We start from the raw sequence: 14,194 nt of genomic DNA, 5'->3' as shown, positions 1-14,194 counted from the left end.
CTCTTTGTGCCGATCAATACCAACTATTTGTTGAAGTCTTACTATTCTCTTCCATATCTGCAGGTTTACTTAATTTACCTTTAGTAGTTGGAATAATAGTTCTTTTATTAGCCTCTGATGGCCTGTCTGCCTGGGGAACGGATTTTGGCAGCAACTCATTTTCGGCTTCCTTCTCAACAACAGCTTGTTCAGCAATAAGGTAAGGGACAGTAAAGGTCTCCACTTGCTTATTATACCTAAGCCTGCTTTCAACCTTTTCTATCAGTTCACGTTCATCAATAGCACCATCGATACGGATCGAACCATTTATTATAGCTCCGGGCTCGATCATAATGGCCCTGGCCAGAATATTGCCAGCAATATTTGCTGTACTTTTTATTTCCGCATAATCAGTAGCACGAATATCACCGGTCACATTACCGCTAATAATACATGATCGTGATATAATATTACCTGAGATCTCTGAAGAGGCTGCGATATTTACTTCTTTTAAAGAGAAAATATTGCCAAATAGCTTTTCATCAAGCATGATGGAGCTTGCTGAAATAAAATTATCATCGACCTTAATAATCGTAGTATGAAAATCTGCTACAGTCTCTTTTTGGCGGCCCTTTTTATCGAAAATATTCCTAATAAAATCTACTGCCTTACTGATCATTCTGTTAAAGTACTAACTACAGTTGCTGCATTACCAATATCCAATCCAACAGAAGATTGTCTTTTACCTCCTGAAACCCGAAGTGAATTTAAGGCATATCCTTTACTTGCCAGGCTGGCTGGATCAGTTACAAACTCCAGTTGTGCAATTTCACCGAATTCATTCTTAAAGCAATCAACCAGATCCTGGTAATACATACCTCCCCCACATAAATAAACCTTATTGGTTTTCATCAGATTTGCATCGGTGATCACATTTCTAAGGTTTGGAGAAAGCACTTCATTGTAATAAGATCTAAGCACATTTCTTCTGATATCTCTAAGATCAACATTCTTACGGTTAAGTATTATATGTCCCTTCTGGAATGCTTCATCCATCAAATGTGCATTTCTAAAACTAAGATAATGGCTCTTTTCAAGCTCACTCATCATCATATTCACAGCATATTTAATACCATGAGTACTAACCATTGTTTGCTCAACAATACCTGATTCCATACTAAGTACAGATTCAAAAGTTCCAAATCCACAGCTCAGAACGAAGAAATTTCCTTCTGCCTGCTGCTCACCTTTTCTAAGTGCAATAGTACATCCTACGATTTCAGGAATTACCTCAACATTCTGTACATCTAATATTACAGATTTCTTACTGCTCCCGCTAAAAGTGGATGCATCGTACTCAATGATATGGGTCTTCTTCAGAAAATCTGTTGCCATATCCTTGTAAATTCTATAGGTTGAATAAGGGAATCCTGTGGTAACAGTCAGAGGCTGCTCAACAGAATCAGCAACCAACAACAAGGCTGCTTTTACAAGCAATTGATAATCCAGATCAGAGGGTGATGAATTTATGAATTTATGAGGCAGCTGGCCTTCGTTTAAAGCTAAATTCCCACAGATATACCACTGGCTTTCATGGAAAATCTTCAAACCATTTAAAAGGTCTTTCGAGGTGTTGCTTAAGTTAGCGTTACTATTTTCAATTAAGCTGGAAAACGACTGGATTGCAAACATTCTATTTTTTATTAGAGTTTATATATTCGTTAATTAAATTTCTATTTTTTGTATTCAAGGCAGAATTAAAAATAATTTATTAACCGGATATTAAAATTTATACCTGCCAAGAGAATTGGCAAAATAATAAATTCATTCTAAAAAAGGCTATTATCATCGATTTAAGTTAAACATACAATTAAAATGATAAAATGTTTTAAAAAAACAATAAAAAAATGTAACATAGCCTTCTAATTCAAAGACTCTTCCCGAAAGAATAATTTTAAAATATTAACATCAATGATATTTTCAAAATCAGATTTCAGTACAGTTTTAATTGTTGGTTCTAATAAAGGAGAAACCAAATCTTTGCGTGTTAAAACAAAACATATCAACAGATTAAGACACTATGCATTTTCAATTGGAATTACCATATTATTACTTGCAGGCACAATCGTTTTTCTTTCGTTGGAGATAAGTAAGAACAAAAAAGAAAAGCTCGCCTATAGCAGAGAGATCGCACGCTTAAAAGGTCAGATTCCTGCACCTACCGACACCGTGCAAGCACGAAACTACATTCAGAACATTGAAAATAAACTTAAAAAGATCAATGAATACCTCAAAAAAAGAGGTATAAAAGGATTTGCAGTTAGCAATATAGGTGGAAATGACCAGGCTGTTGATGAGCTCAGTTTAGAAGAGACCTATGCTTTATATGACGACCGACTAAAAGAGATACTTATGGGGGTAGCTTTTACTCCAATAGGCTACCCTGGTAATTATATTATTAATTCAACCTTTGGCTATCGCAGTGATCCGGTTAGAAGAGGAAGGGTTGAGTTCCACTCTGGTCTTGATTTCAAAGGCAGAAGAGGAGATGCAGTAAAAAGTACTGCCGATGGAAAAGTAATCCTTGCCGGCTGGTTTCAGGGCTATGGAAAATGCATTCGAATCCGTCACAAAAATAATCTTGAAACTTTATACGGACATTTATCAAAGATCAATGTTAAGGAAGGACAAATGGTGAACACTGGTCAGGTTATTGGGCAGGTTGGTTCAACCGGGCACTCCACAGGAAATCATCTCCATTATGAAGTACGTAAAAATGGAAAGCCGGTCAATCCCCGCAACTTCCTGAATTTAAACTAAGCTGATGGCAATTCAAAAATCCACATCAACACCAACTTTGATCAGTAAAGGATGCAATGTTCAGGGAAGAATAGAATCTGATGTTTTTGTAAGGATAGATGGTAATATCAAAGGAGATGTTTTTATTGTCGAGGGACTTATAGTAGGAGAAAATGGCCTTATTGAAGGCAATGTGCATACCCGAGAGATCGTAATCTATGGAACAGTGAATGGCACAGTGAAAGCAGAATCAATCGATATAAAAAGCTCTGGCAAAATCCTGGGGGAATTACATACTAATAGTTTACAGGTTGAAAAAGGAGCAATATATATCGGTAATGTGATCATGAAAAATAACTACTCAAATCAAGAAATTGCATCTGTTTAATTGCAATAAACACAATCAGCCCTATTTTACTGAATAAGCAATTAAAATATTAACAATTAAGTATTGTTTTCTTTACAAATTACCTTGTTTTTTAATATGATATTTGCCAAAGTTTCATCCATACGGTTGAAGCCATTAACAATCAATTTCTAAGTCCAACTTTTATAGAAACAATCTTATAATTGCAATCAAATGAAAATTAAAATCCTGTTTATCACCTTATTATTCTTTTCCGGAATTTCTTTAAATGCTCAGCAGGCAAAATCAACAAGCCCGGCAAAAAGTTCAGATGTTCCTCGTCCAAAATTAGTTGTAGGAATTATGGTTGATCAGATGCGCTGGGATTATTTGTATCGCTTTTATGAGCGTTACGGCAACGGTGGGTTTAAAAGAATGCTTAACGAAGGATTTTCCTGCGAAAATGCTTACATAAACTATATTCCTAGTGTTACCGGAATAGGACATACCACAGTATATACGGGTTCAGTTCCTGCAATTCATGGTATTACAGGTAATGACTGGATAATTCAAGCTACCGGAAAAACAATGTACTGTGCAGCCGACTCCACTGTATCGACAGTTGGCAGCGACTCTGAATCGGCAGGGAAAATGTCGCCAAAAAATATGCTGGTTACATCTATGACAGATGAACTAAGGCTGGCTACAAATTTCAGGTCGAAAGTGATATCCATTGCTTCCAAAGACAGAGGTGCTATATTACCCGGAGGACATACAGCAAATGCTGCATATTGGTATGATGGAAGTTCAGGCAACTGGATAACAAGTACATATTATATGAAGACACTCCCAACCTGGGTAAGCAATTTTAACGATCAAAAATATCCCGAAAAATATTTAAAGCAGGACTGGAATACCTTGTTTCCAATAAATACCTATCTGCAAAGCACCAAGGACGATGTTCCATATGAAGGTAAGTTTGCAGGCATGTCAAGCTCAACTTTACCCGTAAAAACCTCAGAGATGCTTAGCCGCGGAATGGGAATAATAACCAGCACACCACACGGCAGTTCACTAACATTAGATCTTGCAAGAGCGGCTGTTGATAATGAAGGACTTGGTGCCGATGCTATCACAGATTTTCTGGCGATCAGCGTTTCCTCACCGGATTATATCGGACATCAGTTCGGACCAAACTCAATTGAAGTAGAAGACACCTATTTAAGGCTTGACCGCGATCTGGCAAAATTATTCAGTCACCTTGATACCAAGGTTGGTAAAGGAAATTACACTGTATTTCTTTCTGCAGATCATGCAGTACAACATAACTCAGGATTCCTGGCTGATAACAAGATAGCTACAGGAGTTTTTGAAAGTTCAAATGTGTTAAAACAACTAAATGCTGAATTAGAGACTGAATTCAAGGTAAAAGACATTGCAAAAAGCTTCAGTAATTATGCAGTAAGTTTAAACAATGCAGCCATTGCGACAAACAAATTAAGCGAAAGTGCAATTAAGAATAGCACTATTGAATTTCTGAAGAAACAACAGGGAGTTGCCTTCGTGGTGGATATTGCCAATGCCCAGAATGCAACTATTCCTGCAGTCTACAAAGAAAAAATAATTAATGGCTACCATCCTGAGCGTAGCGGTGTGATTCAGATCATTTTAGAACCGGCATGGTATTCAGGTTCTTCACAAAGGTCTACCGGTGCAACACATGGCACTATGAATCCGGCAGATACACACATTCCAATGGTATTCATGGGCTGGGGCATCAAACAGGGAAAAACAAATAACTCTTATAACATGACTGATATCGCACCTACAATTTCCGGACTTCTTCGTATTCAGGAGCCTAATGGAAATATTGGCAAGGCCGTTAATGAGGCATTAAAATAACAGATTATCAATTTATCGGCAGACTTATGCCGTAAGGCAATTTTAAAAAAACAGGTTCCTAAATCAGGAACCTGTTTTTTTGCAAAATTTCTATGAAATTTTTACAAAACTCCATAGGAATAATTAGAATTTTAAAGAGCGTGGATGTTTCTTGTCCGTACAAAATTGTTTCATTTAACTAAAATCGTACGGGTTATATTTTTACTTTATTATTATATTAGACTTTTGCTATATTCGTTTACCTATAGTAATAATGTCTTATTATAAAACACTATCTGATCGGGAACTGACAACTCTTTTGAATGAAGGAGATGAAAAAGCATTTACCGAAATTTACGAGCGTTACCATAGCCTGTTATTCATATATGCACATAAAAAACTGCATAACAAACAAGAAGCACAAGATATTATCCAGGAGGTTTTAACAACTCTCTGGAAAAAGCGATTCGATTTTTCATTGCAAATTTCTCTAACATCATATCTTTTTACATCTGTCCGAAACAAAGCCCTGGATCTTTTTTCCCATAAAAAAGTTGAAGCCAGGTATTTCGCTTCATTGCAGAATTTTATAGAAGATGCCGGAATCCATACAGACTTTCTGATTCGTGAGAATGATTTAAAAAACTTAATCGAAAAAGAAATAAAGGCACTTCCCCCCAGAATGAGGGAAGTATTTCTGCTAAGCAGAAAAAACAGGCTTAGCCATAAAGAAATTGCCGGTATTATGGACATATCCGAACAAACCGTATCAACTCAAATTAAGAAAGCATTACGTATTCTTCGTGTACGTTTAGGGCTAATAATTTACCTGATCATGTTAGTTTCAACTAAATTTTAAGATTGTTCTATATCTTTTATAGATAATACATGAACAACTTTTAATATTTATTTTCATTCCCTGTACCTACCACATACTGACTTTGCCGTCTTAGGAGTATAAAGAAATAAAATCTTTTAATGCTCATGAATAAAGCAAAGGAATTGCTTGAAAAATATAAGACGGGAAGCTGTACACCGGAGGAAATACTCCTGCTTCAAAAATGGTTTCATCACCTGCACGAAGACGAGGTATCTGAGCTTACAGATGCAGATTTGAGAAAAGCACAAAATGAATTACGGCAGAAAATGACTAGTCTGACCGGAAAATCAAGTGAAGTTATTCTTTGGCCTCGAATCATATCTGCAGCAGCTATAATTATTATTATCTCAGTCGGCACATTGTTTTACCTGAATAATATTAAAAAATCTAATACGACACACGCAATTTCCGAGGTCAAAAATGACATATCCCCTGGCGGAAATATAGCTACCTTAACATTAGCTGATGGACGTAAGATCAGTTTAACTGATGCTAAAAATGGTCAGCTTGCAGAGCAATCCGGAATAAAGATCCATAAAACTGCTGATGGTCAATTGGTATATACTATTTCCAACTCAGATAACTCTTCTCAATCGCTTTCATACAATATTATTGAAACACCTCCTGGCGGACAATATCAGGTAAACCTGCCGGATGGAAGTAAAGTCTGGTTAAATTCTGCTTCATCATTACGTTACCCGGTTAGATTTTCTGGTAATGAAAGAAGGGTAGAAATAAGCGGAGAAGCCTATTTTGAGGTTGCCCACAATAACAGAATGCCCTTTAGGGTCACGAACGCAAGTCAAACAGTAGAAGTTTTAGGCACTCATTTTAATATAATGGCCTATCCCGATGAAACCAGTACGAATACTACCTTACTTGAAGGTTCTGTTAGAGTTATAAAAGAGAACAAAAGTAAAATCATCTCACCGGGACAACAGACAAGAGTAATGAATGGGAATATAGATGTGGTTTCTGTTGATGTAAATGAAGCAACAGCTTGGAAAGATGGTTTTTTCATGTTCAAAAATGAAGAAATTCAAAGCATAATGCGTCAGATATCCAGATGGTACAATTTGGAAGTTGAGTATCAAGGCAATATTCCCGAGAAAGTTTTTGGTGGAAAAATATCCCGTTCCAGAAATGTATCTGATGTACTTGAAGTCCTGGAATCAACTGGTTCAATACATTTTAAAATTATCCCCGGAGATTCTCTTGGGAGAGAAAGGAGGATAATAGTTATGCCCTGATCCATACTTAAAAAGGGGTAATTGAAAAAACCGGAGCGCTACGAACGCACCGGTTCAAATCTGTCTTTGGGACAGTTTCAGGCCTACCCGCTTATAAATAACGTGATATCGACAAACTTATAAACCTAAACGATACAAATGTATGAAAATTCCTTCTCATAGGATATGCAGTGTGCAATATTCCACCGCCTATAAACTACTTCTGATTATGAAACTTTCTATTGTTTTAATGATCTTTACCATACTCCAGGCCAGTGCTGCAGGGTATGCCCAAAAGATTACTTTATCTCAGAAAGACGCTACTCTTGAACAGATATTCTGGTCAATAAGCAGCCAAAGTAAATATGAATTTGTGTATGACGCAGCGATGCTGAAAGAAGCAAAACCTGTGGATGTAAAATTCAAAAACTCAACGGTTGAAAGTGTACTTAACCGCTGCTTCACAGATCAGCCGCTGACTTATACAATTAATGACAACATTGTAATTGTTAAAAGAAAACCTCTACTCTTTCAGCAACCGAAGATTACAGATCTAACCCCAATGATTGCAGAAGCTCCGCCAATTATCATAAAAGGGCAGGTTATCGACTCAAAAGGGGAGTCACTTCCTGGGGTGAGTGTACGTGTCAAAGGTTCCGCACTGGGTACAGCGACTGATTTACAGGGAAATTATACACTAAATGTGTCTGATGCTGACATTTTGGTTTTCAGTTATGTAGGATATATATCCCAGGAAGTTGCTGTTAATGGCAGAACTACATTAAATGTAACATTACGTGAAGATCTACAGGTCTTAGGAGAAATTGTAGTAACTGCACTTGGTATTGAAAGGGAAGCCAAATCGTTGACTTATGCTGTTCAAAACATCAAAGGCGACAAAATGAATGAAGCAAAAGAGACTAACTTAATTAATTCACTTCAGGGAAAAGTTGCCGGTGTTACAATAACCAAAGATGCGACCGGTCCGGGTGGAGATTCTAAGGTTTTGATACGCGGAAATCGTTCTATTACCAATAGTAATCAACCTTTATATGTTATTGATGGTGTCCCTTTAAGTGGGAACGTTGGAATGCTTAATTCGGATGAAGTTGAAAGTATGACTATCCTGAAAGGAGCATCAGCGGCAGCTTTATATGGCAGTCAGGGGCAAAATGGAGCCATTATTATCACCACCAAAAGAGGAAAAGCAAATCAAACAGTCGTTAACTTCATTAGTGGTCTGGGTCTGGATCAAGCGTCAGTACTGCCAGAATTACAATATGAATATGGTCAGGGAGATGCTGGTATTTACGGCTCGAATTCTGAGCGTAGCTGGGGGCCAAAAGCTACAGGACAAAATGTTACTCTTTGGAATGGGAAAAGTGTGCCATTACAGGGGCAGCCAGATAATCTAAAGAATTTTTTCAGAACCGGCCAAACATTAAACAATACACTCAGTATTAGTGGAGGTAGTGAAAAAATGCAGACCTATTTCTCTTATGGGAATACAATGGCACAGGGTATCTTGACAAACAATGATTTAACAAGACATAATGTAGACCTTAAAACTGACAACAATATCTCATCCAAACTTTCAGTATCTACAAAGATGAGTTATATCTACGAAGATGTAGATAATAGACCCGTCCCCGGTGGAGGAGGAAACTATGTATTGCCATCAATTTTTAGCGCCCCTACATCTATTCCTTTGGATGAAATGAAAAACTACTCCTATATTGATAATACAGGTACTGAAAAACAAAGCTATTGGTTACCTGGATCTTCAGTACTTGTAAATCCATATTGGGCATTAAACAGAATAAATTATTTTCAAAAACGGGACCGTATTCTTGGTTTAGTTTCAGCAAAATATGAATTTAATGATTGGCTAAATCTTCAGGTTCGTGGAAGTATTGACAAGACCATTCAAAACAACAATAGGAAAGTATATGCAGATTCATACTTTAGCCAGGTTGGATCGAACTATGATTATGGCACAACCAGAAGTCAGGGAATCAATGTAGATGCCTTATTATCATTTAAGCGCAACATTGGAAAAAAATTCGATGTTACAGGGAATTTAGGAGCTTCTTTACAGGAGAGTAAATATGAAAGCATTTCCGGTAGCGCAAATGGCTTAAATAAACCAAATTTTTTCTACATGCATAATGCGAGGTCGCCGTTCTTTACGACAGCTGACGGAAGAACCCCTCGTGTTCAATCACTATACGGTACAGCAACTCTTGCATATAATAACTATCTGTATTTAGATGTCACAGCAAGAAATGACTGGTCATCCGCATTGCCAGAAGCAAGCCAATCTTACTTTTATCCATCAGTTGGTTTATCCGCAATTGTATCAGACATGATAAAATTACCATCATGGATATCATATGGAAAGGCTAGCCTGACTATGGCCAATTCAGGTTATGGTGGAACTCAATATCTTGATCGAAACTATTACTCAGTAGGTATTGGAGGTGCAATTATTACACCTAATATTCAATCATTGGGCACTTACAAGCCTGAAATAACAACTTCTTATGAAGCCGGATTAGACTGGAAATTTTTCAATAACCGTGTAGGTCTGAATTTTACCTATTACAATACCCAAACCAAGAATCAACTTTTATTAATTGGATTACCGGCAGCCTCATTATTTGACCAGAAATATATTAATGCCGGATTAATTCAAAATCATGGAGTTGAGCTTGTTGCAAATATTTCTCCAATAGCAGGGAAGAATTTCAGGTGGGATATGGGATTAAATTACTCTAAAAATATCAATAAGGTAAAAGAACTTACCGAAACGATAAAGTCAATTGTTATTGGTGAGGGTGATAATGTTTATCTGATCAAAGTTGATGAAGGCAGCAGCTATGGCGACATGTATGTCAGAGGCTGGAAAGAAGATGCTCAGGGACGAAAACTCGTTGAAGATGACGGCACACCAATTTTAACAGACGGTCTGGATCAATTTGTTGGAAACTATAACCCTGATTATATGCTCGGTTTTTCAAATGAATTTTCTTTCAAGAATTTTTCCATGAGTTTTTTAATTGACCACAGACAAGGAGGGACTGTCATTGGTGGTACTCAGGCACTTATTGATGCCTATGGCCATTCAAAGAATTCTCTATTAGGTCGTGAAGGAGGTATAGTGCTGGATGCATACAGACAAGACGGATCAAAAAATACAACTGCTGTAGCTTCACAAAAATATTTTGGATTAATAGGAGGCAGATACCCCTCTGCAGGTTTTTACAGTTATTCGTCAACGAATACCAGATTGCGTGAATTTACATTAGGATATCGACTTAGTGATAAATTAATAAGTAAATATTCGTTTATAAAAAGTGCAAAATTATCATTGGTTGGAAGGAATTTATTTTTCTTCAAAAAAGATGCACCAATAGATCCGGAGGTAACCAGAGGGTTAAATGGCGGAGGTTTAGAATATGCAGCTTTACCTACAACACGTAATTTTGGTCTGAACCTGAAAGTGTCATTTTGACAATCTAATTCCTCTTTTGATAAAAAATTATTAAAAACGCACGAAATGAAACATCAAATATTAACACATTTCAGAGTATACCTCTGCTTAAGTTTAGTGATCCTGACTATTGGCTCCGGATGCACTAAAAATTATTCGGAATTAAATACAGATCCAACCAGATTAACTACGTTAAACTCTGGTGATGTGAAGGGATTATTTACAAATGCTCAATACATGGGTATGTATTCCGGCAGATCATCTTCTGAATATCAGTATGCACAAGGCTTTTTTGCCGATTTGTTTGCTCAATATTCTGCTATTACTGCAACATTTGACCCCACAGATCGATACAACATTGCTCAAGAGTGGATTCAGGAACAATGGATAGCTACTTATACTAAATCCTTACCCCCGCTAATGTCGATTTTAAAGGAAACAAAAACACCTGAAACAAAGGCACTAAATTCAATTGCACGGATCTGGAAGGTATTTGTAATGCATCGTGCTACTGATTACTACGGCCCTATTCCTTACTCAAAAATTGGATCAGATAGTACTGTAGTATCTTATGATTCTCAAAAAAGTATTTATTTGGATCTTTTTAAAGAACTAAAAGAAGCAACTGATGTACTCAATGCCAATATAGCTCAACCATCTTATGGAGACAAGGATGTGATTTACAATGGTGATAATAGAAAATGGGTGAGGTTCGCGAATACTTTGCGTTTACGCTTGGCCTTAAGAATATCCGATGTAGAACCGGCAATGGCAAAACTTGAAGCAGAAGCTGCTGTGGCAGGTGGAACAATGGCTGAATTAAGTGACGACGCCTATCTAAAAGTTGGTGGTGTGAATTATAACGGATATAACAGACAATCAGGTTGGAATGAATTCAGAATGAGTTCTACAATGGAAAGTGTTTTAGGCGGTTATGACGATCCAAGAATGAGCAAATTTTGGGCTCCGTCTGTGAATACCGGTAAATATGCCGGGGTAAGAAATGGAATGAATGTAGCAGAAATTGTTGCACCGGCAAATGACCCTGATAATACCTCGGGGCCAAGTGATGCTCTTCTTCCAGGTAGTATGTTTAAAACACCTTCAACCGTGATGTACTCAGCAGAAGCATATTTTCTGCGTGCTGAAGGTGCATTAAATGGATGGAATATGGGAGGCGCTGCCGAAGCATTGTATGAAAAAGGAATAGAAATGTCGCTAAGAACATGGGGAATAACTGATAATGCAACGATTAATAGTTATATAAAAAGCACAAATTTACCTAAAGCTCCGGGCGGGTACTTCAATACACCCGCACTGACGGACATCCCGGTAAAGTTCTCTTCTGTTCCTGAGAAACAACGTGAACAAATACTTACCCAAAAATGGATCGCACTATTTCCTGAAGGACATGAAGCATGGGCATCTATCAGACGTTCAGGGTATCCTAAATTATATCCCCTGGTACATTCAGATAATCCTGATGTCCCTGCCAACAAGATCATCCGACGTATCCCATTCCTGAATTATGACAGAGACAGAAATGCAGCTGCAGTAAAAGCAGCAGAAGCCTTATTAGGTGGCCCGGATAACGCTGCCACAAGATTATGGTGGGATGTAAAACATTAAATTAAAACCCTTAATTCATCCCGGATGTTTTAAAATGTCCGGGATGAATTAAAAATTGACTGCTTTCCCGCATCATATTTCACTCTGAAATCCCGGGTATGAACTCCGGTCTTCATTTCAATTACATTTAATCAATGTCAAAATGAACTTTCTAAATCAATTCTTTATTAAAATTTTAAATCCCCGGCATCATATAACAAGCACCTTGCTGTTAATTATTCTGTTCAGCTCATGCGAAAATTTCAAAAATTCCCCGAAAGGAGATGCTGATAATGGCGGTCTCTTTTTACCAGATAATTTTGAAGCATTAGTTGTTGTAGATAGCATTGGTAAGGCCAGGCATTTAGCAGTCAACGATAATGGAGACATTTATGTCAAATTGACTTTCAACCGTGCAATGGATCGTTCTGGAGGGACCGTTGGTTTACGTGATTTAGATAATGATGGAAAGGCTGATTCTATCATCTATTTTGGCGATTATAAAGATGTTGGCAGCTCTGCAGTTGGTGTTACTATTCACAATGGTTATTTATACACCAGTACCGTTAATCAGGTATTGAGAAATAAATTGAAACCCGGAGAGCTGGTTCCTACCAGCAAGACCGAAGTGATCCTTACTGATCTGGACACTAATGTGGCAAAGAACTGGCATACAACAAAACCTTTAGCTTTTGATAGCAAAGGATATATGTATGTTCCATTTGGAGCCCCTTCTGATGCCGGACAGGATATCAGCAAATATGGCCCTATCGGCATACCGGGTGGCAAAGGCTTAGACCCATCACCGGAACGGATAAATCACGCTGGTATCTGGCGATTCGATGCAAATAAGAATAACCAGACTCAAAAGGATGGTTATAAATTTGCCACTGGTATCAGAAGTGTAGTTGGAATGACCTGGAGCCCACTGGATAATAATCTATATGCTGTGATGAATGGCATTGATAATTTTCATACAATTTATCCAAACCTTTACACTGCATGGCAAGGTGCTGTACTTCCATCAGAACCACTATTAAAAGTAACGGAAGGATCTGATTTTGGCTGGCCATATGCTTATTATGATCACTTGTTAAAGAAGAATGTTTTGCAGCCGGGTTATGGCGGAGATGGTAAAATAATTGGCAGAGCTGCTGAATTTGATGTGCCTGTTATAGGCTTTCCTGGTCATTGGGCACCGATGGATGTCATGTTTTATCAGGGAAATCAATTCCCTGAAAGATACAAGCAGGGAGCCTTTGTCGCACTTCATGGTTCAACAGACCGTTCCCCTTACCCTCAGGCTGGTTATATCGTTTGTTTTGTTCCATTTGAGAATGGAAAAGCAAAGGGTGAAATAGAAATTTTTGCAGATGGCTTTACAGGAGTAGATACTGTAGTGAATACCAGTGATGCTGTTTACAGACCAATGGGATTATCAACAGGACCGGATGGATCTCTGTATATTTCTGAGTCCAATAAGGGAAAAATATGGCGGATCATGTACAAAGGCGATAAGGAGAATTTCGGAGAAGCCCAGTTGGCCAAAATGGAAAAACGTAAAAGTAGATCTTACATTAAAGAGCCTGATGTAATCAAAGACAAACTCCCAAGTGGCGATATGCTGGCAGGTGGTATACTATTTAATACCTATTGTGCAAATTGTCATCAGAAAGACGGCAAAGGAGATAATAACCGTTTCCCTCCACTGGCGGGCTCAGATTGGGTTACCGGTGATAAAACAAGGCTTCTTGGTGCAATATTAAATGGATTGCAGGGGGAAATTAAAGTTAACGGACAAAAATGGGATGGATTGATGCCTGCACATTCAGGATTTTTAGACGATCATGCAATTGCATCGATTGCAACCTATATCCGTCAAAATTTTGGGAATAAAGCCAGTGTAATTTCGAGCTCAGATGTAAGCATTGTCAGAAATTCCGGGAAGAAAAAATAGTGTTGTGGTAAAGATAAAGCCG

At 37.7% G+C, this 14,194-nt stretch carries 10 protein-coding genes; 8 read left to right on the top strand and 2 right to left on the bottom strand.

Annotated features, from left to right (window positions below):
• Positions 1–13: 13 nt before the first annotated feature.
• Entirely contained in the window at positions 14–658 is a 645-nt protein-coding gene (locus BLR27_RS10970) for a bactofilin family protein (protein ID WP_090704830.1), read from the bottom strand.
• Positions 655–1,671, bottom strand: coding sequence for a ParM/StbA family protein (locus BLR27_RS10965; protein WP_090704827.1), 1,017 nt, complete (start codon positions 1,669–1,671; stop codon positions 655–657). Before BLR27_RS10965 ends, BLR27_RS10970 begins: the two co-directional genes overlap by 4 nt.
• A gap of 279 nt (positions 1,672–1,950) precedes the next feature.
• On the opposite strand from BLR27_RS10965, the gene BLR27_RS10960 reads away from it, so the two are divergent.
• The 8 genes from BLR27_RS10960 (at position 1,951) to BLR27_RS10925 (ending at position 14,172) form a co-directional block, all read left to right on the top strand.
• On the top strand, positions 1,951–2,799 hold the full coding sequence (locus BLR27_RS10960) for a M23 family metallopeptidase (protein WP_090704825.1): 849 nt from the start codon (positions 1,951–1,953) through the stop codon (positions 2,797–2,799).
• Between the two features lie 4 nt (positions 2,800–2,803).
• Positions 2,804–3,166, top strand: coding sequence for a bactofilin family protein (locus BLR27_RS10955; RefSeq protein WP_090704822.1), 363 nt, complete (start codon positions 2,804–2,806; stop codon positions 3,164–3,166).
• A 192-nt stretch (positions 3,167–3,358) separates the two neighbouring features.
• Positions 3,359–5,026: an alkaline phosphatase PafA gene (gene pafA, locus BLR27_RS10950; RefSeq protein WP_090704820.1), complete on the top strand. Its 1,668-nt coding sequence runs from the start codon at positions 3,359–3,361 to the stop codon at positions 5,024–5,026.
• 253 nt (positions 5,027–5,279) lie between these two features.
• Positions 5,280–5,864 (top strand): RNA polymerase sigma factor, encoded by a 585-nt coding sequence (locus BLR27_RS10945; protein WP_090704818.1) that lies wholly within the window; start codon positions 5,280–5,282, stop codon positions 5,862–5,864.
• A 125-nt stretch (positions 5,865–5,989) separates the two neighbouring features.
• The gene (locus BLR27_RS10940) at positions 5,990–7,135 is read left to right on the top strand and encodes a FecR family protein (RefSeq protein ID WP_176767677.1); all 1,146 of its coding nucleotides are present in this window, start codon (positions 5,990–5,992) and stop codon (positions 7,133–7,135) included.
• Between the two features lie 208 nt (positions 7,136–7,343).
• Positions 7,344–10,628 (top strand): SusC/RagA family TonB-linked outer membrane protein, encoded by a 3,285-nt coding sequence (locus tag BLR27_RS10935; protein WP_176767676.1) that lies wholly within the window; start codon positions 7,344–7,346, stop codon positions 10,626–10,628.
• A gap of 45 nt (positions 10,629–10,673) precedes the next feature.
• On the top strand, positions 10,674–12,236 hold the full coding sequence (locus tag BLR27_RS10930) for a SusD/RagB family nutrient-binding outer membrane lipoprotein (protein ID WP_090704811.1): 1,563 nt from the start codon (positions 10,674–10,676) through the stop codon (positions 12,234–12,236).
• Positions 12,237–12,378: 142 nt separating this feature from the next.
• Positions 12,379–14,172 (top strand): c-type cytochrome, encoded by a 1,794-nt coding sequence (locus BLR27_RS10925; protein ID WP_090704809.1) that lies wholly within the window; start codon positions 12,379–12,381, stop codon positions 14,170–14,172.
• The last annotated feature ends 22 nt before the right edge of the window (positions 14,173–14,194 follow it).

It is taken from the genome of Daejeonella rubra, assembly GCF_900103545.1.
Classification (GTDB): domain Bacteria; phylum Bacteroidota; class Bacteroidia; order Sphingobacteriales; family Sphingobacteriaceae; genus Daejeonella; species Daejeonella rubra.
This window is presented reverse-complemented; position numbering and strand designations above follow the sequence as displayed.